The 24,742-nt window shown below is 67.8% G+C and carries 22 protein-coding genes and 1 pseudogene; 16 read left to right on the top strand and 7 right to left on the bottom strand.

The features are described from left to right. The first annotated feature begins 31 nt into the window (after positions 1-31). Positions 32-1,003, top strand: a complete 972-nt coding sequence (locus MC380_RS04440; RefSeq protein WP_242103856.1) for a LysR family transcriptional regulator — start codon at positions 32-34, stop codon at positions 1,001-1,003. 39 nt (positions 1,004-1,042) lie between these two features. On the opposite strand, the gene MC380_RS04445 is transcribed toward MC380_RS04440, so the two are convergent. Continuing rightward, a complete protein-coding gene (locus MC380_RS04445; RefSeq protein WP_242103855.1) occupies positions 1,043-1,855 on the bottom strand; it encodes an SDR family oxidoreductase in 813 nt (270 codons plus the stop codon). A 183-nt stretch (positions 1,856-2,038) separates the two neighbouring features. On the opposite strand from MC380_RS04445, the gene MC380_RS04450 reads away from it, so the two are divergent. The 3 genes from MC380_RS04450 (at position 2,039) to MC380_RS04460 (ending at position 6,121) form a co-directional block, all read left to right on the top strand. Beyond that, the gene (locus MC380_RS04450; RefSeq protein WP_242163258.1) at positions 2,039-3,763 is read left to right on the top strand and encodes an IlvD/Edd family dehydratase; all 1,725 of its coding nucleotides are present in this window, start codon (positions 2,039-2,041) and stop codon (positions 3,761-3,763) included. A 2-nt stretch (positions 3,764-3,765) separates the two neighbouring features. Beyond that, the gene (locus MC380_RS04455; protein WP_242163260.1) at positions 3,766-5,382 is read left to right on the top strand and encodes a family 43 glycosylhydrolase; all 1,617 of its coding nucleotides are present in this window, start codon (positions 3,766-3,768) and stop codon (positions 5,380-5,382) included. A 214-nt stretch (positions 5,383-5,596) separates the two neighbouring features. Then, a complete protein-coding gene (locus tag MC380_RS04460; RefSeq protein WP_242163262.1) occupies positions 5,597-6,121 on the top strand; it encodes a hypothetical protein in 525 nt (174 codons plus the stop codon). Positions 6,122-6,188: 67 nt separating this feature from the next. Here the strand turns inward: MC380_RS04460 and MC380_RS04465 are convergent, their stop codons facing one another. The 3 genes from MC380_RS04465 to MC380_RS04475 all read right to left on the bottom strand — a co-directional run bounded on the left by MC380_RS04465 (position 6,189) and on the right by MC380_RS04475 (position 7,567). Continuing rightward, positions 6,189-6,503 carry a hypothetical protein gene (locus MC380_RS04465; protein WP_242163264.1) on the bottom strand — a complete coding sequence of 105 codons (315 nt, stop codon included), beginning with the start codon at positions 6,501-6,503 and terminating at the stop codon, positions 6,189-6,191. A gap of 27 nt (positions 6,504-6,530) precedes the next feature. Beyond that, the gene (locus tag MC380_RS04470) at positions 6,531-7,061 is read right to left on the bottom strand and encodes a hypothetical protein (RefSeq protein WP_242163266.1); all 531 of its coding nucleotides are present in this window, start codon (positions 7,059-7,061) and stop codon (positions 6,531-6,533) included. Between the two features lie 62 nt (positions 7,062-7,123). Beyond that, the gene (locus MC380_RS04475) at positions 7,124-7,567 is read right to left on the bottom strand and encodes an Hsp20/alpha crystallin family protein (protein ID WP_242163268.1); all 444 of its coding nucleotides are present in this window, start codon (positions 7,565-7,567) and stop codon (positions 7,124-7,126) included. Between the two features lie 212 nt (positions 7,568-7,779). Between MC380_RS04475 and MC380_RS04480 the strand changes: the two genes are divergently transcribed. The 6 genes and pseudogenes from MC380_RS04480 to MC380_RS04505 all read left to right on the top strand — a co-directional run bounded on the left by MC380_RS04480 (position 7,780) and on the right by MC380_RS04505 (position 13,250). Next, positions 7,780-8,151, top strand: coding sequence for an HPF/RaiA family ribosome-associated protein (locus MC380_RS04480; protein ID WP_242163269.1), 372 nt, complete (start codon positions 7,780-7,782; stop codon positions 8,149-8,151). A gap of 8 nt (positions 8,152-8,159) precedes the next feature. Further along, complete coding sequence (locus tag MC380_RS04485) at positions 8,160-8,915, top strand: ABC transporter ATP-binding protein (protein WP_242103847.1); 756 nt, start codon at positions 8,160-8,162, stop codon at positions 8,913-8,915. 104 nt (positions 8,916-9,019) lie between these two features. Beyond that, positions 9,020-10,018, top strand: a pseudogene (locus MC380_RS18000) (ABC transporter permease); the annotation flags it as partial. 253 nt (positions 10,019-10,271) lie between these two features. After that, the gene (locus MC380_RS04495) at positions 10,272-11,345 is read left to right on the top strand and encodes an ABC transporter permease (RefSeq protein WP_242103842.1); all 1,074 of its coding nucleotides are present in this window, start codon (positions 10,272-10,274) and stop codon (positions 11,343-11,345) included. Positions 11,346-11,354: 9 nt separating this feature from the next. Continuing rightward, a complete protein-coding gene (locus MC380_RS04500) occupies positions 11,355-12,554 on the top strand; it encodes an efflux RND transporter periplasmic adaptor subunit (RefSeq protein ID WP_242163271.1) in 1,200 nt (399 codons plus the stop codon). Positions 12,555-12,827: 273 nt separating this feature from the next. Then, positions 12,828-13,250, top strand: coding sequence for a universal stress protein (locus MC380_RS04505; RefSeq protein ID WP_242103840.1), 423 nt, complete (start codon positions 12,828-12,830; stop codon positions 13,248-13,250). A gap of 79 nt (positions 13,251-13,329) precedes the next feature. Here the strand turns inward: MC380_RS04505 and MC380_RS04510 are convergent, their stop codons facing one another. Both MC380_RS04510 and MC380_RS04515 read right to left on the bottom strand, forming a co-directional pair. Next, on the bottom strand, positions 13,330-14,016 hold the full coding sequence (locus MC380_RS04510; protein ID WP_242103839.1) for a DUF2238 domain-containing protein: 687 nt from the start codon (positions 14,014-14,016) through the stop codon (positions 13,330-13,332). Positions 14,017-14,038: 22 nt separating this feature from the next. After that, a complete protein-coding gene (locus tag MC380_RS04515; protein ID WP_242163273.1) occupies positions 14,039-15,349 on the bottom strand; it encodes an alpha/beta fold hydrolase in 1,311 nt (436 codons plus the stop codon). 144 nt (positions 15,350-15,493) lie between these two features. Between MC380_RS04515 and MC380_RS04520 the strand changes: the two genes are divergently transcribed. Together MC380_RS04520 and MC380_RS04525 are read left to right on the top strand one after the other, a co-directional pair. Beyond that, complete coding sequence (locus MC380_RS04520; RefSeq protein WP_242103837.1) at positions 15,494-16,828, top strand: erythromycin esterase family protein; 1,335 nt, start codon at positions 15,494-15,496, stop codon at positions 16,826-16,828. A gap of 2 nt (positions 16,829-16,830) precedes the next feature. Then, positions 16,831-19,365 carry an HAD-IC family P-type ATPase gene (locus MC380_RS04525; protein ID WP_242163275.1) on the top strand — a complete coding sequence of 845 codons (2,535 nt, stop codon included), beginning with the start codon at positions 16,831-16,833 and terminating at the stop codon, positions 19,363-19,365. 33 nt (positions 19,366-19,398) lie between these two features. On the opposite strand, the gene galE is transcribed toward MC380_RS04525, so the two are convergent. Beyond that, the gene (gene galE, locus MC380_RS04530) at positions 19,399-20,409 is read right to left on the bottom strand and encodes a UDP-glucose 4-epimerase GalE (RefSeq protein ID WP_242103835.1); all 1,011 of its coding nucleotides are present in this window, start codon (positions 20,407-20,409) and stop codon (positions 19,399-19,401) included. A gap of 133 nt (positions 20,410-20,542) precedes the next feature. Here galE and MC380_RS04535 point away from each other — a divergent pair, with 133 nt between their 5' ends. The 4 genes from MC380_RS04535 to MC380_RS04550 all read left to right on the top strand — a co-directional run bounded on the left by MC380_RS04535 (position 20,543) and on the right by MC380_RS04550 (position 24,740). Beyond that, positions 20,543-21,565: an NAD-dependent epimerase gene (locus tag MC380_RS04535; protein WP_242103834.1), complete on the top strand. Its 1,023-nt coding sequence runs from the start codon at positions 20,543-20,545 to the stop codon at positions 21,563-21,565. Positions 21,566-21,764: 199 nt separating this feature from the next. After that, entirely contained in the window at positions 21,765-22,391 is a 627-nt protein-coding gene (locus MC380_RS04540; RefSeq protein ID WP_242103833.1) for an XrtA/PEP-CTERM system exopolysaccharide export protein, read from the top strand. Then, on the top strand, positions 22,391-23,977 hold the full coding sequence (locus tag MC380_RS04545) for an XrtA system polysaccharide chain length determinant (protein ID WP_242103832.1): 1,587 nt from the start codon (positions 22,391-22,393) through the stop codon (positions 23,975-23,977). The genes MC380_RS04540 and MC380_RS04545 overlap by 1 nt, the downstream gene beginning before the upstream one ends. Further along, on the top strand, positions 23,952-24,740 hold the full coding sequence (locus MC380_RS04550) for a CpsD/CapB family tyrosine-protein kinase (RefSeq protein ID WP_242103831.1): 789 nt from the start codon (positions 23,952-23,954) through the stop codon (positions 24,738-24,740). Before MC380_RS04545 ends, MC380_RS04550 begins: the two co-directional genes overlap by 26 nt. The last annotated feature ends 2 nt before the right edge of the window (positions 24,741-24,742 follow it).

The raw sequence follows: 24,742 nt of genomic DNA on the forward strand, positions 1-24,742 counted from the left end.
TATACACATTTGTATAGGTGAGGGAAACCTCGTGGCCCAAAGCGCCCCCTGGTTCGTGCGCGCCCGCCTCAAGGCCCGGCAGCTGATGCTGCTGATCGCGATCGACGAAGAAGGCAGCACCCAGCGCGCAGCGGATGCGCTGAACATGTCCCAGCCGGCGGCGTCGAAGTTGCTCAAGGACCTGGAGGACACGATGGGCGTGTCGCTGTTCGAGCGATTGCCGCGCGGCATGCAGCCGACCTGGTATGGCGAGACCATGATCCGCCACGCGCGCATCGCCCTGTCCAGCCTGCGCGAAGCCGGCTCCGAGATCGAGGCGCTCAAGGCCGGCTATTACGGCAGCGTCAGCGTCGGCGCGATTACCGGACCGGCCATGAACCTGCTGCCGGCGGCAATGGTGCAAATGGCCCGCGACCATCCGCTGCTGCGCGTCACCCTGCTGGTGGACAGCAGCGATGTGCTGCTGGAGATGCTGTCGCAGAACAAGCTCGACATCCTCGTCGCGCGTCTTTTCGCCCGCCACGACAAACGCAACCTGCACTACGAAGCGCTGGCCGAGGAACATGTTTCGGCCATCGTCCGTCCCCGCCATCCGATCCTGGAAATCGAACAACCCTCGCTGGCCGAACTGGCAGCTGCCGGCTGGATCGTGCCGCCTGCCGGCAGCGTGCTGCGCCATCGCTTCGAGCTGATGTTCCAGAGCGCCGGACTGGAGCCGCCCAAGCGGATCATCGAGAGTTCGGCGCTTGCGTTCCTGCCGCGCATGCTGGAGGAAAGCGACTACATCGCGGTGGTGCCCACCGATGTCGCCAGCTACTACGCCAAGCACAACATCGTCGCCACCGTACCGGTGGAACTCTCGTGCCGGATGGACTACTTCGGCATCATCACCCGTAACGACTGGCTGCTCTCGCCCGGAGCCAAGATCATGTTGCAGGCGCTCAAGGCCGCGGCTGTGCCGGTGTACGGCGTCGATCTGTCCTCGCGCAGGCTCGAGGAATGAGATCGCGGCCGCAGCCACGGCATCGCCGGGACTGCGCGCTCAGGTCCAGCCCGCGTCGACCACGAACTCCTGCGCAGTGATGGCGCGGGCCTGATCCGAGGCCAGGAACAGCGCCATGGCGGTGATGTCTCCGGGCATGACCTTGTCCGGCAGACATTGGTTGCGCAGCAGGTCGCGTTCGCCGGCCGCATCCAGCCACAGGGTCACCTGGCGCTCGGTCATGACCCAGCCGGGAGTCAGCACGTTGATGCGGATGCGGTCGGCACCGAGCTCACGGGCCAGGCCGCGGGTGAGCCCATTCACCGACGACTTGGCCGTGGCGTACACCGGATAGCCTCCGGTCTTGCTCTGCCAACCGGTCGAGCCGAGATTGATGATCGTACCGCCGCCGCGTCGACGCATGCCCGGCACGGCGGCCTGGATGGCGAAGAACGCCGCGCGCTGGTTGATCGCCACCCGCTGGTTCCAGTAGTCGGGCGTCACCTCTTCCAGGCGGTGACGATCATCGCTGCCCACGTTGTTGACCAGGATATGGAAATCGCCCAATGCGGTCGCGGCATCCAGCACTGCATGACGTAACGCATCGACATCGGTCACGTCGACGCGACGCCACCAGGGCGACGCCAGGCCCTGTGCCTGCAGCCGCTCGGCCAATGCACGACTGGCAGCCTCGTCGATATCGACGAACGCTACCGGCGCCCTCTGCCGGGCAAAGCCCTCGACCAACGATTCCCCGATCCCCGTTGCGCCGCCGGTGATGAAAACCGGCCGGCCGGCCAGATCCGGATAGATCGCACCCTCCCCTACTCCGCTGCCCTGCGCAGCGAGGGATGGAGTTGTTTCTGTACTCATGTTTCGCCTCGTCGTGGGGTACTGGATCCGGATGACATATATGTAAACAGATATCGATTGGCTTTGATTTGGCATTTTTACAGCATGAATATGCCCGGTAGCATCGCAGCCGCAAAGCGCCGCCTGATCGGCCAAAGGGCTGGCCTGGTCAATTCACGGTCCAGCTCGAGGAATGCCGCCTGCATGGGTTCTCCCAAAAAGCCGCAGTTGCGTAGCCAGTCCTGGTTCGGGCGCGAAGGCAAGCAAGGTTTCTACTACCGCAGCTGGCTCAAGAGCGCCGGCAACCCGCATGACATGTTCGATGGCCGCCCGGTCATCGGCATCTGCAACACCTGGTCGGAACTGACCCCCTGCAACGGCCATTTCCGCGAACTCGCCGAGTTCGTCAAACGCGGGGTGTATGAGGCCGGCGGTTTTCCGCTGGAATTTCCGGTGATGTCGCTGGGCGAAACCCAGGTCCGGCCCACCGCCATGCTGTTCCGCAACCTGGTCAGCATGGACGTGGAAGAGTCGATCCGCGCCAACCCGATCGATGGCGTCGTGCTGCTGATGGGCTGCGACAAGACCACGCCTGCATTGCTGATGGGCGCCGCCAGCGTCGATCTGCCCTCCATCGGCTTGTCCGGTGGTCCCTCCCTGTCGGGCAACTGGCGCGGCAAACCGATCGGCTCGGGCACCGGGGTGATCCACATGTCGGAGATGGTCCGCGCCGGCACCCTGACCCAGGAGGAGTTCATCGAGGCAGAGGCCTGCATGCAGCGCTCCACAGGCAGCTGCATGACCATGGGTACGGCTTCGACCATGGCCAGCATGGTGGAGGCGCTGGGCATGTCGTTGCCCGAGAACGCCGCTATCCCGGCAGTGGATTCGCGCCGCTCGCGCCTGGCCCAGCTCACCGGCCGCCGCATCGTGGAGATGGTTCACGAAGATCTACGCATGTCCAAGGTGCTGACCCGCAGCGCCTTCGAGAACGCGATCAAGACCAATGCCGCGATCGGCGGATCGACCAATGCGGTGATCCACCTGCTCGCCCTGGCCGGTCGCATCGGCGTACCCCTCGACCTCGACGACTGGGACCAACTCGGGTCCAAGCTGCCGTGCCTGCTCAACCTCAAGCCATCGGGCCAGTTCCTGATGGAGGATTTCTTCTATGCCGGTGGCCTGCCCGCGCTGCTGCGCGAAATCGCCGGTCACCTGCACCTGGATTGCCTGACCGTCAACGGCCGGACCCTGGGCGATAACATCGCCGATGCGCCGTGCTGGGACCACGATGTGATCCGGCCCTTGGCCGATCCGATCCGGGTCGAAGCCGGCATCGCGGTATTGCGCGGAAACCTGTCTCCGGACGGCGCGGTGATCAAACCTTCGGCCGCATCGCCGGCACTGCTGCGCCACCGTGGCCCAGCGGTGGTGTTCGAGAACATCGAGGACTTCAAGGCGCGCATCGACGACGAGGCGCTGGAAATCGATGAAAACAGCATCATGGTGTTGAAGAACTGCGGGCCGCGCGGATATCCGGGCATGGCCGAGGTCGGCAACATGCCGCTGCCTCCCAAGCTGCTGCGCAAAGGCATCACCGACATGGTGCGCATTTCCGATGCGCGCATGAGCGGCACCGCCTACGGCACCGTGGTGCTGCACACCTCGCCCGAGGCGGCCGCCGGCGGTAACCTGGCCCTGGTCCGCGACGGCGACATCATCGAACTCGATGTACCGGGGCGCCGCCTCCACCTGGAGGTGTCGGAAGACGAACTTGCCGTGCGTCGTACGCAGTGGACGCCGCCTCCAGCGCCCGAGCGCGGCTGGGCCAAGCTCTATATCGACCACGTGCAACAGGCGCACCTCGGCGCGGACCTGGACATCCTGGTCGGTGGCAGCGGCGCCGATGTGCCGCGCGATTCGCACTGAAGATGGCGACCACCACCCGTCGCGCTGCCTTCAAGGCGCTGTTGGCGGGCGCCGTATCCGCGCCCTTCGCCCGGGGAGCGGACCGCGTCCGCAACGGGGCGGACAGTCACCCGGCCCCGCATTGGGGAACCGGCATCGAAGATCAGCGCAAGGCCGACCGCGGCGACGGAACCTTCCTGAACCCGATCGTAGCCGGCGACCATCCCGATCCCACCGTGCTGAAGGACGGTGGCGATTACTACATGACGTTCTCGTCCTTTTACTCGTATCCGGGCCTGGTGATCTGGCATTCCACGGATCTGGTGAACTGGGCACCGATTGCGGCGGCCCTCTCCAAATCGCTCGGCGTGGTCTGGGCGGTCGACCTGTGCAAGCACGGCGATCGCTACTTCATCTACGTCCCCGCCGACCCTGACGGAAAGGGCTGGTCGATCTATGCGATCTGGGCCGACGACATCCGCGGGCCGTGGAGCGATCCGGTCGACCTGAAGATCCACGGCTGCATCGACCCCGGCCATGTCGTGGGCGAGGACGGCAAGCGCTATCTGTTCGTCAACGGCATCCGCAAGATCCGCCTGACCGACGATGGCCTGGCAACCGACGGCGCGCTTGAACCGGCCTACAGCCCATGGCGGTATCCCGACGATTGGATCGTGGAGAACTTCGCGCCCGAAGGCCCGAAGCTGCTCCGCCACGGGGAATGGTTTTATCTGGTGACTGCCGTGGGCGGTACTGCCGGCCCTCCGACCGGACACATGGTGATCGCGGCGCGCTCCCGATCGATCCACGGCCCCTGGGAACACTGCCCGCACAATCCGCTGGTCCGCACGCAGTCCGCCGATGAACCGTGGTGGTCGCGCGGACATGCGTCGCTGGTGGAAGGACCGGCGGGCGACTGGTGGATGATCTACCACGGCTACGAGAACGGCTTCCGCACGCTCGGACGGCAGACCCTGCTCGAGCCCATCGAATGGACCGGGGACGGCTGGTTCCGGGCGCTGGGTGGCGATCTTTCCCGGCCCCTGCCCAAGCCGAAGGGCGGCCGCGCCGGCGCCTCCGGCTTCGCCCTGTCGGACGATTTCAGCGCCGACCGCTTCGGGGTGCAGTGGAGCTTCCATGATCCCGCGCCTGATGAGAGGCAGCGGGTTCGCTACGAGTCCAAAGGTTTGCGCATCGCCGCCAAGGGTCGCTCTCCGGTGGACAGCCCGCCGCTTACGTGCATCGTCGGCGACCGCGCCTACGTCGCCGAGGCGACGCTCGAACTCGACGACGGGGCCGAAGGTGGGCTGCTGCTGTTCTATAACCACAAGGCATTCGTCGGAGTGGGCTTCACGCCCACCGAAATGAGGACCTACCAGTTCGCCGAAGAACAGCCGTGGATGCGGCAATCGCTGCCGACGCGCAACGTGCGTATCCGGCTGACCAACGACCGGCATATCGTGACCTGTCACTACTCGCACGATGCAGGCAAGACCTGGGTCCAGCATGGCCATCGCATGGAGGTCTCGGGAATCCACCACAACGTCTTCGGTGGCTTTCTCAGCCTCAAGGTGGGCATTTACGCCGCCAACCGTGGAAGCGTACTGCTCCGGCGTTTTTCGTATCGCGCATTGGTCTGAACGCCACTGACAAATACGCAACTTGGCGGCGTCCTTGTCTGGTTCTTCCGGATACCGGGGCGGTTCGTCGGATGTCCGCCTGCCCTGCAGTGGATGGCCAGGCCGACGCAAGGGCGCTCGGATTTGGCTCCATTCGATTCACCTGCATCGGACCTTGCCAGGTCCAGTTTTTGGCGGTGGGATGGGGCCAATCCCGTCCCTTGTGGTGAAAACGATGCGCAGCGCGACGATCCCGCATTCTCATCCCCGAGCCGCCATTCCACTGGCCCTGCCCCTGCCCCTGGCTGCCGCCGCGGTCGCCTGCCTGGACCTGTGGGCGTGCGGCATTTACTGGAGTGTTCTGGGGGTATCCCTGGAAGCAGTCGCACGCGCTCCGGCGGCCTGGGTCGTGGGAGTCGACTCCGCGCGCGCGCTTGGTGGCTGGGGCGTCCTGCTTGGAATAGGTGTCCTTTACGCGACAGCCGTTGTCGAGATTGCGACCTACCGCTGGCTCGGCCGGCACTTCGGCACGATCGCAAGCCATCCCCTGCGCTGGGCCCTGCCCTACGGCGTGCTCGCTTTCGCCTTTCTGAACTGGATCGTCATCCCCTTGAGCGCAGCGCCGGAGCAGCAGGCCAGCGGTGAATGGCTGGTGGCTTTGCTGATGATCCATGTCCTCGTCATAGGCCCGGCATGCGCGCTGTTGCTGCGGGCTCCGCCGAGGCCGTTTCTCGCCTCCCGCAGGCGGCATCGGAGCTAGTCGGCTGCATTCATTCCATCGGAAAGCGTGGCCTGACCAGTTGCCCGGCGCTGGAGGATAAGCGGGGTCAGCCCCGACGTCGCCGAACCAGCAGGCCGATGGCGATGACGGCGACGGCCGCCAGAGCGACATTGCCCGTCGTCCACGGATGGTTGCGGGCATAGGTACGCGCATGCCTGCCGGCGCGTCGCGCCCGTACCACCGCGCTTTCTCCCATGTCGATCAGGCGATCGCGCATCTGGTCTGCACCATTGCGAAGCTGCCTGGCGGTCGCATCGGCCCGTTCCTCGCCGCTCTGCGAAATCTCGCCGACGATCCGTTCGAAGTCCTCGAACACCCTCTGCGCATCCCGTTTCAGTCGCGTTGCGTCTCTATGCATCATGGCGTCGCTTCCTCAAGTGTCATCGCCCTAAGGGGAAGGGCTGGATTCTTCTGCAGGTTTCTCTTCCGCGGGCTCCTGCGTGTCGGATTCGGCGCCCGCCTGGCGCACGGCCTCGGCGATGCGCCGATAGGCGCTGACGAACTCGTCCCTGATCCGGCTCCAGGCGTCAGCCGAGCTGTCCTGCATCGTGCGATACCGGGCGGAGAGCTCCGTACTCTGGGCGCGCAGATCCGCCATCGCCCGCTCGCGGTTGGCGCGCGCGGCGGCGCTCATACGCTCCGTGCCGCGATCCAGATCGTCCTGCAGCTGCTGGATCTGCCGATCCATGGCATCGATCGCGGCCCTGGCGCGCTGTTGCGCCTCGTCGCGACGCGCGAGCGAATAGGCTTCGATCGCGCGTGCCGCCTCCTCGACTTCCCTGCGCATCTCCTCGCGCCCGCCCGCAGTGGACGAAACATCTTCCTGCGGCGCCGGCTCCGCCGGCTCCTGCGCTGCGACAGGGCCGAGAATTGCGAACAATACGGCAAAGGCGCCGCAACGGTTCATGATGGCATGCATGTCGGGCTCCTCGTGATTTTGCCGATGGTGCTCCGGAGGCGGCGTTGGCGGGCGGCCTGATGTCAGTTGATCGCCACGCGGGTGCTGTGCCCGTTCGACTTCTTGGGCAGTTTCAGCGTCAGCACGCCGTTGTCGTATTTCGCCTCGCACGCGCTGCTGTCGATCTCCTGCGGTAGCGTGAACGCGCGGTAGGACTTGCCGATGAAGCGCTCGCTGTGGATTTCCTTGGCGCTTTCCCGGGTTTCGTCGCGCTTGACCTCGGCCTGGATGGTGACCTGGTTGCCTTCCACGGAGATCTCGATGTCTTCCTTCTTGACGCCCGGGATCTCCGCCGAGACGAGATAGACTTTCTCGTCCTCGCTCACGTTCATGCGGATCTCCGGCGACGCCTCGAAGTCGCGCAGCGTCGGCCGGAACGACAGGCTGCGGAACAGATCGTCGACATCGCTCACCAGATCGAAGCGCTGCTGGGAGCGGAACGGGTTCCAACGGGTCAGACTGGTCATGGCAAAACTCCTCTGGATGCGGGGGGTCAGGAGTTCCGGCACGGATTGCTACGGAACATGGCCAACCTAGCCCCGCCCGCGGCGCGCACCTTGATCAGGATCAAATGATCCGCACGCGCCGGCGCCGCGGGCCGCGGCTCAGGCCTGATCTGGATCAAAGTCCCGATGGCTGGCGCCTTTAGGCTGGAATCCCGATCAGCGAGGACGTATTCATGTCCATCGAAACCACGGTCGCCTTCCAAGGCATGTCGCCCTCGCCCGCATTGCGCGAAGACATCCAGCGCCACGCCGCAAGGCTTGCGCGGTTCGCACCGCGGCTCCAGGCTTGCGACGTGACCGTCCGGCGCAACGAAAACCGCCACCGCCAGGGCAATCACTATCTCGTCCGCATCCGCCTGACCATGCCGGGTCGCGTTTTCGAGGCCGGTGACGTCGCACTCCCGGACCGACGGCACGAAGATCCTTACCTGGCGGCGCACGATGCGTTCGAAGCAATGCGCCGGCAGCTCGAAGATCATGTCCGGATCGAGCGCGACCGGGCAAGGGTTCAACCTCCCGCCAGCGGCAGCCTGCCCGAAACCTGACGCCGACGATGGAGCAGCGGACGCCCGATCGCGATACGCGGGATCCGCGGGATAGCGCGGCCGCTCCGGTATTCCATGCGAGCGGCCTGACCAAGATCTACCGCATGGGCGAAGTGGACGTGCCGGCGCTGCGTGGCGTCGACCTCGACCTGTACCGTGGCGAGTTCGTGGTGATGCTGGGTCCCTCCGGCAGCGGCAAGTCGACCCTGCTCAATATCCTAGGCGGGCTGGACGTGCCCACTTCTGGAGAAGTCTGGTACTGCGATCATCGCCTCGACGGCGCCGACGAGGACGCGCTCACCCTGTTCCGGCGCGAGCACGTCGGCTTCGTGTTCCAGTTCTACAACCTGATCCCGAGTCTGACCGCGCTGGAGAACGTCGCCCTAGTCACCGAGATCGCGCGCGCGCCGATGGCGCCGGAAGACGCCCTGGCGCAGGTCGGCCTGGGCGAGCGCCTGCATCACTTCCCGACCCAGCTGTCGGGCGGCGAGCAGCAGCGCGTTGCGATCGCGCGCGCCATCGCCAAGCGTCCGGACGTGCTGCTCTGCGACGAGCCCACCGGGGCCCTGGATTCGATCACCGGCGTGCGCGTGCTGCAGGCGCTGGAAACGGTGAATCGCGAGCTCGGAACCACCACCGTGGTCATCACCCACAACGCCGACATCGCGCGCATGGCCGATCGCGTGCTGCATCTCGCCGACGGACGGATCGCGCGCGAGCAGCGCAACGAAACACGCGTGAGCGCGGGGGAACTGTCGTGGTGAGCGCGCTGGGACGCAAGCGCCTGCGCGACCTGTGGCACCTGCGTGGCCAGGTGCTGGCGATCGTGCTGGTCAATGCCGTGGGCGTGGCCATGCTGATCATGTCCATGGCCACGCTGCATTCGCTGCAGCGCAGCCGCGACCGCTACTACCGTGAGCAGGCCTTTGCCGACGTCTTCGCCGGGCTCAAGCGCGCGCCTGAAGCGATGGCCGCGCGGCTGCGCGGGATCGAAGGCGTCGCCGCGGTCGACACGCGCGTGGTCGCGTTCGGCCGTGGCGAGGTGGAGGGCTTCGCCGATCCCGTCCAGATCCAGGCGGTGAGCATTCCGGAATACGGGCAGTCCAGGCTCGACCGCCTGCATGTGATCGACGGCCGTGCCCCCAGGGGCGACGAGCGCGACACCCTTGCGATCAGCGATGCTTTCGCCGAGGCGCACGGCCTGCGCCCGGGCGATGAGATCGTGCTGACCCTGCATGGGCACCGGGGGGCGTTCCGTATCGTCGGCATTGCCGGGTCGCCCGAGTTCGTCGCACAGCTGGCACCGCAGTCTTCGTTCCCCGACCCCCTGCGCTACGCGATCGTGTGGGTGCCGCGTCCGGCGCTGGAAACCGCGATCGACCTGCGCGATGCCTTCAACAACGTCGCCCTGCGGCTGCAGCCGGGTGCGAGCGGCGCGGCGGTCCTGGTCGCCGTCGATCGCATCCTGGCACGCTACGGCGGTACCGGCGCGATCCTGCGGAAGGACCAGCTTTCGCACCGCTATCTGGAGGAAGAATTCCGCCAGCTCACGGTGATGGCGCAACTGTTCCCGGGGGTGTTTCTCGGGGTCGCCGCGTTCGTGCTGTACGTGGTGCTGGCCCGTGTGATTGCGGGCCAGCGCGAGCAGATCGGCACGCTCAAGGCATTCGGCTACAGCCAGCGCGAGATCGCAGGCCATTACGCCGGCTACGCCGCGCTGATCGGCCTGTTGGGCGCGCTGCTTGGCATCGCGCTCGGCGCCTGGCTCGGATCGCTGCTCGCCGACGTGTACCGCGACTTCTACCGCCTGCCCTATCTCGACTTCACGATTCCCGTCCCGACCTTGTGGCTGGCGTTCGCGGTCAGTCTGGGCAGCGCGCTGGCCGGCGCGCTGCTGCCGGTTCGGCGCGCCTCGCACCTGCCCCCCGCAGAGGCGATGCGCGCCGAAACCCCCGCCCCGGGGGGGCGGGGGGCGCCCCCCCCCCCCCCCCCCCCCCGGGCGCCCCCCCCCCCCCCCACCCCCGGCGCAGGGCGACGCGCGACGGCTGGATCGCCACGCGCTGTTCCGGCGCCTGCGCGCGCCGCACCGATTGATCGCGCGCAGCGTGCTGCGGCGCCCGATGCGCACGGCATTGACCTGTCTGGGCCTGTCGCTGGGCACCGCGGTGATGATGCTCGGGCGCTTCCAGAGCGATGCGATCGGCCTGATGGTGGACCAGCAGTTTCGCCTCGCCAGTCGCCAGGACCTGGACGTGGCGTTCGTGGAGCCCGTATCGCAGCGCGCCCTGTCGGAACTGGTCGCGCTGCCGGGCGTCGTCGCCATAGAGCCACAGCGCGCCACAGCGGTCATCGTGCGCTATCGCGCCGCCAGCCATCGCACTGCGGTGATTGGCCTGCCGGACGGCGCCAGGCTGCGGCGTGCGCTGAACGAGCGGCAGCGTCCGATCCAGCCGCCACCGCGTGGGGTGATCGTCACCGACCGCCTGGCGCAGATGCTCGGTGCCGAACCAGGCGACCTGCTCGAATTCCAGACCCTCGAAGGCCGGCGTCGCACCCTGCGGTTGCGTCTGGCCGGACTGGTCGGCGAGCCGTTCGGCGTGCAGGCCTATCTGCCGCTGGATGCGCTCAACCGCCTGCTCGGCGACGGCGACCGGATGTCCGGCGTCGCGATGGCGGTGGACGCCGACGACCTGCCATCGCTGCTCGCGCAATTGCAGCGGCGCCCCCAGGTCGCGGCCATCGAGCAGCGCATGGTCGCGATCCGCAATTTCTACGACAACATGGCGTCGATGATCCTGGTCTTCACCCTGGTGGCGACTGCATTCGGTGTGGTGATCACCTCCGGCGTGGTCTACAGCAGCGCGCGCGTTGCCCTGTCCGAACGCGCCCGCGACCTCGCCAGCCTGCGCGTGCTCGGCTTCACCCGCCCGGAAGTGGTGTATCTGCTGCTCGGCGAGCTGGCGCTGTTGACTGCGTTTGCGCTGCCGCTGGGATTCGCCCTGGGTCATGCACTGATCGGGCTGATGGTGCTCGGTTTCGACTCCGACCTGTTCCGTGTGCCGCACTATGTGAGCCCGCCCACGTATGCCATTGCCGGGCTCGCAACCGTGCTGGCAGCGGCGCTGTCGGCACTGTTGGTGCGTCATCGCGTCCGGCGCCTGGATCTGATCGGCGTGCTCAAGGCGCGCGACTGAGGTGATGAGATGACCGCATCCGCCAATCACGTACCTCGTCGGCAGCTGTTCTGGCTGCTGCTGGCCGTCGTCGTCGGCATCGCCGCATGGGGGTTCTGGCCGCGCGCACTGCCAGTGGAAACGGCGCGGATCGCGCGTGGTCCGCTGACGGTGAGCTTCAACGAAGAGGCGCGCACCCGGCTGCACGATCGCTGGATGGTGAGCGCGCCGCTCCCGGGCGTGGTCGAACGGATCGTGCTGCGACCCGGCGACGCCGTCGCGGCCGGGCAAACGGTCGCGGTGCTGGTGCCGGCCCGCGCATCCCTGTTCGACCCCATGCGCCGTGCCGACGCGCAAGCGCGCGTCAGTTCGGCCATGCAGGCCGAAGCCGCGGCTTCAGCGGCGATCGTCGCGGCCGAAGCCGAACGGACCCGCAGCCGCGCCGAGCTTCGCCGCGCCTCAGCGCTGGCGGCCGACCGCCTGATCGCGCGCGCCGACCTGGATGCGATCCGCGCGGGCGCGGCATCCGCCGAAGCCGCCCTGCGCAGCGCGCGGGCACAGCGCGAGAGCGCTCGGATCGAACGCGATGCCGCGCGTGCGGTGCTGGCGTTGCAGGGCGCTCCCGGCGGCGACGCGCGAGTCGAGCTGCCGGCGCCGGTGGCCGGCCGCATCGTGCGACGCCTGGTGGAGAGCGCCACCCCCGTGCAGGCAGGCCAGCCGCTGCTCGAGATCGGCGATCCCCAGGCGATCGAGGTGATCGCGGAGGTGCTCACCACCGATGCGGTCCGGCTTTCGCCTGGAACCCCGGTGCAGTTGACCCGCTGGGGCGGCGATGCGCCCCTGCGCGGCCGGGTACAGACGGTCGAGCCCGGCGGATTCACCAAGGTATCCGCGCTCGGCGTCGAGGAGCAGCGCGTGCTGGTCGTGATGACGCTGCAAGATCCCGCTTCCGCGCGCGTCCGACTCGGTGACGGCTTTCGCCTGGAAGCGGAGTTCATCGTCTGGCAGTCGCCCGATGCGCTATCGGTTCCGACCGCAGCGCTGTTCCGCGATGGCGCACGGTGGGCCGTTTACGCCGTCGAAGAAGGACGTGCGCGCCTGCGGCACGTCACGATCGGCCGCATGGGCGACGACGCGGCGGAACTGAAAGCAGGGCTGCGCGAAGGGGACCAGGTGATCGTGTACCCGGGAGACACGGTGCGCGATCGGCGGCGCGTGCGCGGCGAATGAGGTCTCGATATGCCCGGCGCCAACGCGCCGACATGCCGGTCATTGCGCTGTGCCTGACCTCCATCGGTACATTGCGGTTCGCCGACGATTTGAACCCGGCAGTAAGCACCAGCGGTGGCCCGCGTTTGCGCGACAGGCGGGCCGAACTCAATGGCGCTGTCGCAGTTGTCCGGCGCTCGCGTTGACCCAGATCAACCGGGCTCATCAGCGCCTGTCGCAGACTTCCGTGCACCCGCCCGAGCCGGCGCCACGATGCATCGCCCAGGACATCCCATGAAGATCCTACTGGCCATAGACGGAAGCGAGTGCAGCCTCAGCGGGGTGCACTACCTCATCAAGCACCGCGGCATGTTCGGTGCCGACCCCACGTTGACCCTGGTCTACGTGGATACCCCGCTCGTCGAGCGCGCCCAGACCGTGCTGGGCACGCTGGGCGTGCAACAGGCGCACGAGGCCAACGCCCGGATGGCTTTCCTTCAAGCCACCCAATTGCTCGAAAATGCGGAGATCCCGCATGAAACGGTCATGAAGGTCGGCGAAGCGGGTCCGCGTATCGCCCGTTATGCGACCGACGAGGGCTACGACCTCGTCGTGATCGGCTCGCACGGTCACGGCGCACTGGCCGGACTGGTGCTCGGATCGGTGGTCACCAAGGTCCTGGCCGTCAGCACGGTGGCCGTGCTCGTCACCCGTTGAATTAGCCGGCATGCCGACCGTCTTCACGACCTGCAAGGCAGGTATGGCGGGAGAAAATTCTGGAATCCTGCAGGCGTGATCAGGCGCGCCTCGCCCATCGCGCACGCGGCCATCGAACTGCAACGACCCCGATCCCGGCTCCCGCCGCCGCCAGCGCCGCGTCCCTCTGCGCGTCCCAGATATCGCCCTGGGTGCCGAGATACGCCTGGCCGAGATCGCCGCCGAAGACCGCGGCGGCGCCCCACTCCACAAGCTCGTAGATCGTGGAATGCGACACCATGAACAGCAATGGCACCAGCCAGCGCCACACGCCGCGTTGAGGAGCGCGCGCGTCGAGCAGTTCGATCGCTGCGGGTGTGACCAGCAGGCCATAAAGGAAGTGCACCAGCCGGTCAAAATGATTTCGCTGCAGTCCTAGCGCCTCGCTCACGGTATGGCCGGTCAGCGCCTGCGCCCAGCCGTCGTAGGGCACATCGGAATAGGTGTAATGCGCGCCGACTGCGTGCAGCGACAGGAACGCGAACAGGCACGTATACGCAGTATCCGACAGTCGCAAACGCGGGTACGACCAAACCAGCAGCGGCACCGCAACGAACACCAGCAGGTTCTCCAGCAGCCAGTCCTGCCGGTACCAGGGCGCGAGCGCCAGCATCCCCCACCAGCCGGCGTACGCTGCGAGCAGCAACAGCGGGTAACGCGCACTGCGGCCCGCCACAGTTGGCTGCGAAGTGCGCGCGATCATCTGCGCGATTGCGTGCAAGTCCATTCGCGCAGATCCGCGCCAGACATCAGGCGCCCCGGTGCCGCGATTGCGACAACACTCGTGCCAGCCACTCCGCCGACGTCGTGGCCACCTGGGCGAGGGCGCCAGGTTCTTCGAACAGATGCGTCGCCCCGGGCACCACGATCAACTCGGCACGGGCGCCGATAAGCGCCAGCGCGGCACGGTTCAGCGCCAGCACCTCCTGATCGGCACCGCCCACCAGCAGCAGCGTGGGTGCGCGCACCCGCGACAGCGCTTCTTTGCCGGCCAGGTCGGGGCGACCACCCCGCGAAACCACGGCGTCGACATCGCCCGGACGTCGTGCCGCGACCACCAGCGCTGCCGCGGCCCCGGTGCTGGCCCCGAACAGCGCGATCGGCAGATCGCGCTGTGCCGACTCGTCCCGCGCCCAGTCCAGCGCCGCCTCCAGCCTGCGTGCGAGCAGCGCGATGTCGAAGCGCGCCGCACGATCGCGGTCCTCCTGCGGCGTGAGCAGGTCGAACAGCAGCGTTGCGAAGCCGCGCCGGTTCAGGGCCTCGGCGACGAACCGGTTGCGAGCGCTGTGGCGGCTGCTGCCGCTGCCGTGGGCGAAGACCACCAGACCCTTGGGGCTGCCCGGCGACCTCAGATCGCCATCGAGAACGTGACCGTCGGCGTGCAGATGCACGGTGTATTCCGGCACCGGTTGCGCGCCCATCCCGCCGCTCAACGCGGCCATGACCTCATCGTCCTCAACGCCGTGGAAATCTTGGTAGTAGCGCCCCACCGCGCCGAACGCCGGCGGCACGGCCAGCGCGACCACTTCGTCCGCAATCCGGCCGACCTGCGCCAGGCTCTCGCGTGCAGCGACCGGCACCGCGCAGACCAGATGCGCCGGATGTTGCGCCCGCACCGCGCGCAGCGCCGCGAGCATGGTGGCCCCGGTGGCAAGCCCATCGTCCACCACGATCACGGTGCGGCCCGCGGGCGCGAGGCCGGGCCGCCCGCCGCAGTAGCGGCTGCGCCGCTCGCGGATCAGGGCGAGCTGGCGACTGGCTTCGCGCTGCAGATAATCGCGGTCGGCGCCCGACCATTCCACGGCGGCCGCGTCCAGCATGAGTTCGCCGCGCTCGTCGATGGCGCCGATGGCGAATTCCGGGTTGTCCGGGGCGCCGAGCTTGCGCACCAGGATCACGTCGAGTTCGCCGTCCAGCGCATCGGCGATGATCCGCGCCATCGGCACGGCGCCGCGAGGGATTGCCAGGATCAGCGGATGAGTGCCCTGGAAACGGGACAAGGCCGCGGCCAGGCGTCTGCCGGCCTCGGCGCGGTCGCGGAACGGCAGCAATGCGTCCATGGGCCCTCCGGCGGGATTCGCCCGGGTGCGTACGGACATCGTTCCACCGTCATGACGGCCGGTATTGATCTTCGTCAACCTCCGGTCGCGGGTGCGGCGCGATCCTGTTCGCACCGGCATCCCCGGCATGCAAGAACTGTCCGCATGACGACGCGTTCCCCGCCACCGATGGACCTGCTCCGCGCCGGCTCGCAGGTGCTGGGCGACGGCGACCGCGACTATGACGCGCTGTTGTCGATGGTCGGCGATCGCGCTTTCGTGCTGCTGGGCGAGGCCAGCCACGGCACCCACGAGTTCTACGCGATGCGCGCCGCCATCACCCGCCGGCTGATCGCCGAGCAGGGTTTCGATGCGGTCGCGGTGGAGGCAGACTGGCCCGATGCGCTGCGCCTGGATCATTACGTCCACGGCAGCGACGATGACGCCCTCGATGAGGCGTTTGCCGACTTCCAGCGGTTTCCGACCTGGATGTGGCGCAACCATGATGTGCGCGCGTTCGTCGCGTGGTTGCGGGCGCATAACGCATCCAGGCCACTGACCGCGCGCGTGGGCTTCTACGGCCTGGACCTGTACAGCCTCTATCGCTCGGCCGAGGCGGTGATCGCCTATCTGGAGGACGTCGATCCGGACCAGGCGGCGGTGGCGCGCCGCGTCTACGCGTGCCTGGATCACGTGCGCGAGCCGCAGGAGTACGCCTACGAGGCCGCGCACGGCCTGCGGCCGAGCTGTCGCGACGGAGCCACCCGGCTGCTGACCGACTTGCTACGCTCAGGTCCCGCGTACGTGACCGACGACGGTCGTGGCGCGCGCGATGCGCAATTCTTCGCCGAGCGCAACGCACACGTCGTGCGCAACGCCGAGCGTTACTACCGCGAGACGTTCGGCGGTCGCGTGCATACCTGGAACCTGCGCGACACGCACATGGTCGAGACCCTGCTGGCACTCCGTGCGCACCTGCGCCGCGAGGGGCGTCGCGGGCGCATCGTCGTCTGGGCGCACAACTCGCATCTGGGCGATGCGCGCGCCACCGAGATGGGGCGACACGGCGAATGGAACGTCGGCCAGCTGGTACGCGAACAGGCAGGCGATGCGCAGGCCCTGCTGGTCGGATTCACCACTTACACCGGCCACGTCACCGCCGCACGCGATTGGGACGCGCCGGCCGAGCGACGCTGGGTACGGCCGGCGCACCCCGACAGCGTCGAGCACCTGTTCCGGCGCAGCGGCCGCGACCGGTTTTTCCTGCCGCTGCGAGGCGCCCTGCGCGAGGCGTTGTCGATTCCGATGCTGGAGCGCGCGATCGGCGTCGTCTACCGTCCCGAAACCGAACTGGCCAGCCATTACTTCGAGGCGTCGCTGGGCGCGCAGTTCGATGCGGTGTTCCATCTCGACGAGACGACCGCCGTCGAGCCGTTCGACGTCACCGCCCACTGGCAGCATCACGAAGAAGTCCCCGAGACCTGGCCCTCGGGCCTCTAGCGATGGCGAGCATCGATCCGCACCCCCCTGCCACGACAGGACTATCGGCCGCGGAGGCGGCGCGGCGCCTGTCGCGCGACGGCCCCAATGCCCTGCCGCAGCGCGACCGTCGCCGCTGGCCCCAACTGTTGATCGGGGTGCTGCGCGAACCGATGCTGGTACTGCTGATTGCCGCGTCGGCGATCTATCTGATCGTCGGCGAACTGCGCGATGCGATGATGCTGGCGGCGTCGGTGCTGATGGTGGTGGCGCTGACGCTGTACCAGGAGTGGCGCTCGGAGCGTGCGCTGCAGGCGTTGCGTGAGCTCGCCAGTCCGAGCGCGGTCGTGCGCCGCGACGGCGCCTTGCAACGGGTGCCCGCGACATCGCTGGTGGTCGGAGACGTGGTGCGGGTCGCCGAAGGCGATCGCGTCCCGGCCGATGCCCGGTTGCTGGAGAGCAGCGACCTGCATGTCGACGAATCGCTGTTGACCGGCGAGTCGGCGCCGGTCGCACACTCGGTCGATGGAGAGGTCAGCGACGCAGCGATCCATGCCGGTACCCTGGTGGTCCGCGGACAGGCGAACGCGGAGGTGACTGCGACCGGTGGGCGCACGGAGATCGGCCGCATCGGCGCCAGTATCGCCACATTGCGCGATCAGCCGACGCCGCTGCAGCGTGAAATCCGCCGCTTGGTGGCATGGTTCGCGGCGATCAGCTTCGCCGTGTGCCTGGCGGTGGTCGCGCTCTATGTCTCGCTGCGCGGCGGCTGGCTCGACGCACTGCTCGCCGGCATCACGCTGGCGATGGCGACGATCCCGGAGGAATTTCCGGTCGTACTGACCGTCTTCCTGGCGCTGGGCGCATGGCGGATGGCGCGGCACCGCGTCCTGGTGAGGCGCCCTCCGGCGATCGAGGCCCTGGGTGCGGTGACCGTGCTCTGCACCGACAAGACCGGGACGCTCACCGAGAACCGGATGACGCTGGCGCGCCTGGTGGTGGCGGATCGCGCCATCGCCATGGGAAACGAGGCACTCGACGCCGGAGCACAGGCGTTGTTGCACAGCGCTGCGCTGGCCAGCGATGCCGACGGACATGACCCGATGGACCGCGCCATTCATGCGCAGGCGACCGCACGGCTCGCAGCACGCGTTTCGGGGATATGCCTGAAACGTTACCCGGTGACCCCGTCGCTCCCGGTCTACGCGATCGCCTGGCGCATGCCCGATCGCGACGGCGCGCTGCTCGCATGCAAGGGAGCGCCGGAGAGCGTGGCCGCGCTGTGCGCGCTCCCGCCCGAGGAACTCCGCGATGTCCTGGCCGCGGCCGCCTCCATGGCCGCGGAAGGCCTTCGGGTGCTGGCCGTGGCCGAGGCCAGGATCGGCGCTGGCGATGCGACAACGGTGCGGCCGCCCGAGACATTGCAGGGCACGCCGTTCGCATGGCACGGGTTGCTCGGCCTGGCCGATCCGCTGCGCGACGAGGTGCCGGCCGCCGTCGCCGAAGCGCGTTCGGCCGGCGTACGGGTGGTGATGCTTACCGGCGACCACATCGAAACGGCACGCGCGATCGCGGCCGCGGCCGGGATCTCGGACCGGCCGGATGTGGCCCTGGGCAGCGAGATCGAGCGCCTTCACGACGACGCTCTGCACGACCTGCTGGCACGCACCGATGTATTCGCGCGCGTGCGCCCTGAACACAAGCTGCGCCTGGTGCAGGCGCTGCAGCGTAACGGCGAGGTGGTGGCGATGACCGGCGACGGCGTCAACGACGCTCCCGCGCTCGCGGCCGCGCACGTCGGTGTGGCGATGGGCAAACGCGGCACAGACGTCGCCCGCGAGTCGGCGGCGATCGTGCTGCTCGACGACGATTTCGTGTCGGTGGTGCGTGCGATCCGGATGGGCCGCACCATCTACGCCAACATCCGCCGCGCGGCGCGCTACATCATCGCCGTGCACGTGCCGATCACCGGCCTCGCCCTGCTGCCGCTGCTGCTGGGTACTCCGTTGGTGCTGCTGCCACTGCATGTGGTGTTCCTGGAAATGATCATCGACCCGGCCAGTTCGATCGTGCTCGAACGGGAACCCCCTGCGCCGGACCTTATGCGCCGCCCACCGCGCCTGGCCACGGCGCGCCTGATCGACCTGCGCACTTTCGCCGCCAGCCTGGTGCACGGACTGGTGGTGCTGGGCGTGGTGGCGGCGGTATACCTCGTTACGATCGCAGCTGGCAGGGTGCATGCCGAAGCAGCGGCACTCGCGTTCGCATCGCTGGTATGCGGCAACCTCGGCCTGGTGATGCTGCATCGCGCCCGGCCCTTGCCCGGCCGCCTCCTGCACGCGCGCAACGCCGCGTTCCGGATCGTTGCCGCAGCCGCGCTGGCGGCGATCGCCGCGATCGCCCTGCTGCCGGCGCCTGCTCACTGGTTCGGCTTCGTGCCCGTCACCGCGACCTGGCTGGCCGCGGCAGCGGCGTTGCCGCTAGCCGGGTTGGCGCTGCTGAAGGTGTTTTCGCGGAAGTCGCCTGATGCAGTGGAACGTGTTGACGCACATTCCTAGTCGCTGCGGACTGAGCGCAGCCCCGATCCCGACCTAGCGATATCCCAGCGGATTCAGCGATTGCCAGCGCCACGCGTCGCGGCACATGGCTTGCACGTCGTGCTCGGCCGCCCATCCCAGCAACCTTTGCGCCAGGGATGGGTCCGCATACACCTCGGCAACGTCGCCCTGGCGCCTGTCGCTGATCTCGTACGGTATTTCGCGACCGCTGGCCTGCTCGAACGCCCGGACCAGCTGGAGCACGCTGACGCCCTGCCCGGTCCCCAGGTTGATGGTGTCGGTGCGGCGGGTATCCATCAGGTAGTCCAGCGCGTCGACGTGCGCGCGCGCCAGGTCCATGACGTGGATGTAGTCGCGGATGCCCGTGCCATCGCTGGTCGGCCAGTCGCCACCGTAGACCTGCAGCCTCGGCAGCCTGCCCGATGCGACCTGGCAGATATAGGGCATGAGGTTGGCAGGGATTCCGCTGGGATCCTCGCCGATGCTCCCCGAGCCGTGGGCGCCGACCGGATTGAAATAGCGCAGATTGATCGCGCTGAAACTCTCGTCCGCGGCGCACAGGTCGCCGATGAGCTGTTCCATCACCAGCTTGGTCCTGCCGTAGGGATTGCTCGCCGACAGCCGCGCGTCCTCCCGTACCGGGACCCGCTCGGGCGAGCCGTAGACAGTCGCCGAGGAGCTGAAGACCAGCCGCTTGACCCCGGCCGCGCACATCGCCTGCAGCAGGTTGATGGTCCCGTTGATGTTGTTCTCGAAGTAGTCCAGCGGCCGTTCGCACGACTCGCCCACCGCCTTGAGGGCGGCGAAATGGACCACCGAATCGAAACGCCCGGACGCCAGCAGGCCCCCGATCTGCGCGCGGTCGCGCAAGTCGACGCGGTGCGACTCGAACGGACGCCCGCACAGCCGTGCCAGCCGCTCGAGCACGACGGGCGAGCTGTTGACGAAACTGTCGGCGATCACGACCTCATGGCCGCGTTCCGCCAGCACCACGCAGGCATGACTGCCTATGTAGCCGGCGCCGCCGCAAACCAGGACACGCATCGGGATTCCGCTCTCCGCCAGGGATTCCCTAGCCATAACGCAGGCGGCGGCCATTGCCGGCCTGTCCTGCCGCCCCGGCGCTTTGCGTTGTCCACAGCATCGCCGTGATCCGGCCAGCGAACCTCCCGCCTACATGCGCATACTTGTCACCGGCGCCGCCGGCTTCATCGGATCCAGGCTCAGCCAGCGCCTGCTGGAGCGGGGCGACGAGGTCCTCGGCTACGACAACGTCAACGCCTACTACGATCCCACCCTGAAGGAAGCGCGCCTCGCCCAGCTGCTGCCGAAGCGCGGCTTCCGGTTCGTGCGGGCGGGGCTCGAGGACAGGCCGGCGCTGGACGCCGCGTTCGCGGGTTTCTCTCCCGACCGGGTCGTCAACCTGGCCGCCCAGGCCGGCGTGCGCTATTCGCTGGAGAATCCGCAGGCGTACGTGGACAGCAACATCACCGGCTTCCTCAACGTGCTCGAAGCCTGCCGGCACCGGGGCGTCGAGCACCTGGTCTACGCGTCATCGAGCTCGGTCTACGGCGCCAACCGCAAGCTGCCGTTTGCGGTGGAGGACGGCGTCGATCACCCCGTCAGCATGTATGCGGCCACGAAGAAGGCCAACGAGCTGATGGCGCATACCTACAGCCACCTGTTCGGCTTGCCGACAACGGGACTGCGCTTCTTCACCGTCTACGGCCCATGGGGCCGGCCCGACATGGCCCTGTTCCTGTTTACCCGCAAGATCCTGGCGGGCGAGCCGATCGACGTGTTCAACCACGGCCGCCACACCCGCGATTTCACCTATATCGACGACATCGTCGAAGGGGTGATCCGCACGCTGGACCGGGTGCCGGGAGCCGATCCTGCTTACGACGCACTTGCGCCCTCCCCCGCCACCTCCAGCGCGCCGTTCCGGGTGTACAACATCGGCAACCACCAGCCGGTCGAGCTGCTGCGCTACATCGAGGTCCTTGAAGAGTGCCTGGGCCGCAAGGCGCACAAGCACCTGTTGCCGCTGCAGCCGGGCGACGTGCCCGATACCTGCGCCGACGTGAGCGCTCTGATGCGCGATACCGGCTATTCGCCGTCCACGCCGGTCGAAGTCGGGGTCGCGCGGTTCGTGGAGTGGTACCGCGACTATTACGGCAGCCAGCGTCGCGCCGCCTGACTCCTGCACGGGCGAACTGCCCGGCAACAACGGTTCGCGCCGGTGCATCTTGAAGGCGGCCGCCCGGTGCCTTCGAACGCGTGCCGCGTTCCCGTTCCACTGGTGATCTGCACCGCGCCGTCACCGCAAACCGGCCGCATGTCCCCATGGCGTTGCGTTTCGCGTTCTCTGGAAGAACAACGACGCCATGGGGTCAGTCATGCGGTTCATCTGGAGTACTCATGCGGTCCTGTCGATCGGATTGCTCGCAGGATGCGCGACGGGCGGCACCACCAACGCACCGCCGCCTGCCGAAGTCGCGGTCACCTCGGTCGAGGCCTACAAGATCGGCGTCGACGACATCGTCCAGGTGTCCGTCTGGCGCAACCCGGAACTGGGCATCACGGTGCCGGTCCGTCCCGACGGAAAGATTTCTGTGCCCCTGGTAGGCGACGTGGACGCCGGTGGCCGCACTCCGGACGAAGTGGCCAAGGACATTCAGGAGAAGCTCAGCCAGTTCGTGCGCGAGCCGCAGGTCGCGGTGATCCTGACCGACCTGCGCAGCCACGAATATCTTTCGCGGGTGCGCGTAACCGGCGCGGTGCGACAGCCCATATCGGTGCCCTTCCGACCCGGCATGACGGTGCTTGATGCGGTGCTGGCCGCGGGCGGGCTGACCGAATTCGCCGCACCCGACCGCTCCGAGCTGTATCGCAAGGCCGGCGAAGGCGAATCCACGACGATGCACCAGGTCCGGCTGGACCGCATCCTCAATCACGGGGACCTGGCGACCAACTACGCAGTCGCGCCGGGCGACGTGATCACGATCCCGGAGCGTGCGTTCTGATGAGCCAGATCGCATTGCCCGCGCGGCGCGGCGCGACGCCCGCGCACGCTCACAACGCGCTTCCGCCGGTCGAACTGGTACCGATCCTGTGGCAGGAAGCCAAACGTTACCAGGTGGTCCTGGTCACCATCTTCGCCGTCATCGCCCTTGCGGTGCTGCTGGTGGGCATGTTCGTCCTGCCGCAGAAGTACACGGCTTCCACGACCATCCTGGCGCAGGACAGCGGCATCATCCAGCCTCTGCTCGAAGGCCGGGCGGTCGCGACCGGAGTGGTGGACCGGGCCGGCATCGCCCGCCAGGTCGTGTACGGGCGCAAGGTCATGCACGGCATCCTCGAAGCCGGAGGATGGCTGGACCAGAAGCCAGATCCAATCGAGCAGGACAAGCTGATCGAGGACATCCGCGGCAACACGCGCATCACGGCCCCGCGCGAGAACCTCGTCCAGATCACCTACAGCGACTCCGAGCCCGAACGCACCTTCCGCGTCACCCAGCGCCTGGCCGACCTGTTCATCGAGGAAAGCCTGGCCAACAAGGAGCGCGAGAGCCGCGAGGCCTACGAATTCATCAGCAAGCAGGTGAGCGCGTACCACAAGAAGCTCACCGATGCGGAAGACAATCTGCAGCGCTATCGCTCGGAAAACGCGGATGCGCAACCGGGCAGCGCCACCGACGTGAACACGCGCATCACGGCCCTGCGTACCCAGGTCGAACAGGCGCGGATGGAACTGATGGAGCAGCGCTCGCGCGAAAGCGCGCTCGGCTCGCAGATGTCCGGCGAGTCGGCCATTACCGCGGTGCAGACCCGCGAGAGCCTGTACCGGACCCAGCTGCTGGAGCTGCAAAGCCAGCTCGATACCCTGCTGCTGAGCTTCACCGAGCAACACCCGGACGTGGTGCGGATCCGCCACCAGATGGCCGACATCCAGACTGCGATGCAACAGGATGCCGAGCGCCGCGACCGGACCGGAAACGACGGCCCACTGGGCGATACCCAGCTCAACCCGCACTACCAGGAACTGCGCAGCCAGCTGTCCGAGGTCAGGCGTGAAGCGGCGGCCACTGCTTCGCGGATGGGCGCCTCGCAGGAACTGCTCGACCAGGAGCTCGGGCGCAGCCGGCGCATCGCCGCTTCCGAAAGCACGCTGGCCGAGCTGACCAGGGACTACGAGGTCAACCGCGACATCTACCAGGATCTGCTGCGCCGGCGCGAGAACGCCCGCGTTTCGATGGAACTCGACCAGGAGAAGCGCGGCCTGACGATGCGGATCCAGGATCCGGCGAGCATGCCGCTGCGCCCCAGCGGCTTGCGCCTGGCGCACTTCGCGGGCGGCGGGCTGCTGGCCGCCATGGCGATTCCGCTGGCACTGCTGTTCGTACGGGTGCGCTTCGATCCGCGGATCCGGTCGGCGCGCCAGCTCGAGCGCCGCAATTCCGCATGGCCGGTTCTGACGGTCGTGCCGCGCTATCTCACCGCACGCGATCGCAGGCGTGAACTCGGGCGCATGGCCCTGAGCGCATCGATCTTCCTCTTCGTCATGCTGGCGTTTGGATTCGCATATGGCTATCGACAACTCAACGCCTGACGCCTTCGGCGTGCCTGCGCGCGGAACGGAGGCGCCTGCACCCGCAGGCTCGGATCTGACCGATACCTCGCCCGCGGGACGTTCGATCGTCGCCGGCGCGGGCTCCCAAGCATTGACCCCGCGGCAGCTCGAGGATCGGCGCCTGATCCACCGCGACGAGTCGATGCGCGAGCAGGCCGATGCGTTCCGCGAGCTCCGGACGCGACTGCTGGCGCTGGGCGGCGATCGCAACTTCGTAACCCTGGTGGCGCCGGTGCGCTACGGCTGCGGCGGCAGTTTCGTGGCCCGCAACCTGGCCGCGGCCTTCGCCTTCGACGAAACCAAGACCGCCCTGCTGATCGATTGCGACGCCCGGCATCCGGCCCAGAGCGCCGCCCTGCGCATCGATATGTCCGGGGGCGGGCTGATGGAGTATCTGGAAAATCCGGAAAGCGACCTCGCCAGCGCGATCTACCCGACCGGGCTGCCACGGCTGCAGGTCGTGCCCGTGGGGCATACGCGCGAAACCAGCGGCGAGGCCTTCAGCTCGTTCCGCATGCGCGCGATGATCGATTCGCTGCGGTCGCGTCACCCCGACCGCTATCTGATCCTGGACGCGCCGCCGGTAGAGGGCGCGCCCGACGCGCGCATCCTCTCCGACCTGGCCGACATGGTGGTGATCGTCGCCGGCTACGGCCGGGTCACGCCCGAAGCCATCGACAAGGCCGTCGCGGTATTCCCCGCCGGCAAGGTCGCCGGCGTCGTGTTCAACGAACGCCCGTAGCG

The sequence above is a fragment of the Lysobacter sp. M15 genome, assembly GCF_022662515.1.
Classification (GTDB): Bacteria; Pseudomonadota; Gammaproteobacteria; order Xanthomonadales; family Xanthomonadaceae; genus JAKPBU01.

Coding starts and splice junctions, on each gene's coding strand:
- MC380_RS04445 (WP_242103855.1), bottom strand. CDS start 1,855: ATGAGTACAGAAACAACTCCATCCCTCGCTGCGCAGGGCAGCGGAGTA.
- MC380_RS04450 (WP_242163258.1), top strand. CDS start 2,039: ATGGGTTCTCCCAAAAAGCCGCAGTTGCGTAGCCAGTCCTGGTTCGGG.
- MC380_RS04455 (WP_242163260.1), top strand. CDS start 3,766: ATGGCGACCACCACCCGTCGCGCTGCCTTCAAGGCGCTGTTGGCGGGC.
- MC380_RS04460 (WP_242163262.1), top strand. CDS start 5,597: ATGCGCAGCGCGACGATCCCGCATTCTCATCCCCGAGCCGCCATTCCA.
- MC380_RS04465 (WP_242163264.1), bottom strand. CDS start 6,503: ATGATGCATAGAGACGCAACGCGACTGAAACGGGATGCGCAGAGGGTG.
- MC380_RS04470 (WP_242163266.1), bottom strand. CDS start 7,061: ATGCATGCCATCATGAACCGTTGCGGCGCCTTTGCCGTATTGTTCGCA.
- MC380_RS04475 (WP_242163268.1), bottom strand. CDS start 7,567: ATGACCAGTCTGACCCGTTGGAACCCGTTCCGCTCCCAGCAGCGCTTC.
- MC380_RS04480 (WP_242163269.1), top strand. CDS start 7,780: ATGTCCATCGAAACCACGGTCGCCTTCCAAGGCATGTCGCCCTCGCCC.
- MC380_RS04485 (WP_242103847.1), top strand. CDS start 8,160: ATGGAGCAGCGGACGCCCGATCGCGATACGCGGGATCCGCGGGATAGC.
- MC380_RS04495 (WP_242103842.1), top strand. CDS start 10,272: ATGCGCACGGCATTGACCTGTCTGGGCCTGTCGCTGGGCACCGCGGTG.
- MC380_RS04500 (WP_242163271.1), top strand. CDS start 11,355: ATGACCGCATCCGCCAATCACGTACCTCGTCGGCAGCTGTTCTGGCTG.
- MC380_RS04505 (WP_242103840.1), top strand. CDS start 12,828: ATGAAGATCCTACTGGCCATAGACGGAAGCGAGTGCAGCCTCAGCGGG.
- MC380_RS04510 (WP_242103839.1), bottom strand. CDS start 14,016: ATGGACTTGCACGCAATCGCGCAGATGATCGCGCGCACTTCGCAGCCA.
- MC380_RS04515 (WP_242163273.1), bottom strand. CDS start 15,349: ATGGACGCATTGCTGCCGTTCCGCGACCGCGCCGAGGCCGGCAGACGC.
- MC380_RS04520 (WP_242103837.1), top strand. CDS start 15,494: ATGACGACGCGTTCCCCGCCACCGATGGACCTGCTCCGCGCCGGCTCG.
- MC380_RS04525 (WP_242163275.1), top strand. CDS start 16,831: ATGGCGAGCATCGATCCGCACCCCCCTGCCACGACAGGACTATCGGCC.
- galE (WP_242103835.1), bottom strand. CDS start 20,409: ATGCGTGTCCTGGTTTGCGGCGGCGCCGGCTACATAGGCAGTCATGCC.
- MC380_RS04535 (WP_242103834.1), top strand. CDS start 20,543: ATGCGCATACTTGTCACCGGCGCCGCCGGCTTCATCGGATCCAGGCTC.
- MC380_RS04540 (WP_242103833.1), top strand. CDS start 21,765: ATGCGGTTCATCTGGAGTACTCATGCGGTCCTGTCGATCGGATTGCTC.
- MC380_RS04545 (WP_242103832.1), top strand. CDS start 22,391: ATGAGCCAGATCGCATTGCCCGCGCGGCGCGGCGCGACGCCCGCGCAC.
- MC380_RS04550 (WP_242103831.1), top strand. CDS start 23,952: ATGGCTATCGACAACTCAACGCCTGACGCCTTCGGCGTGCCTGCGCGC.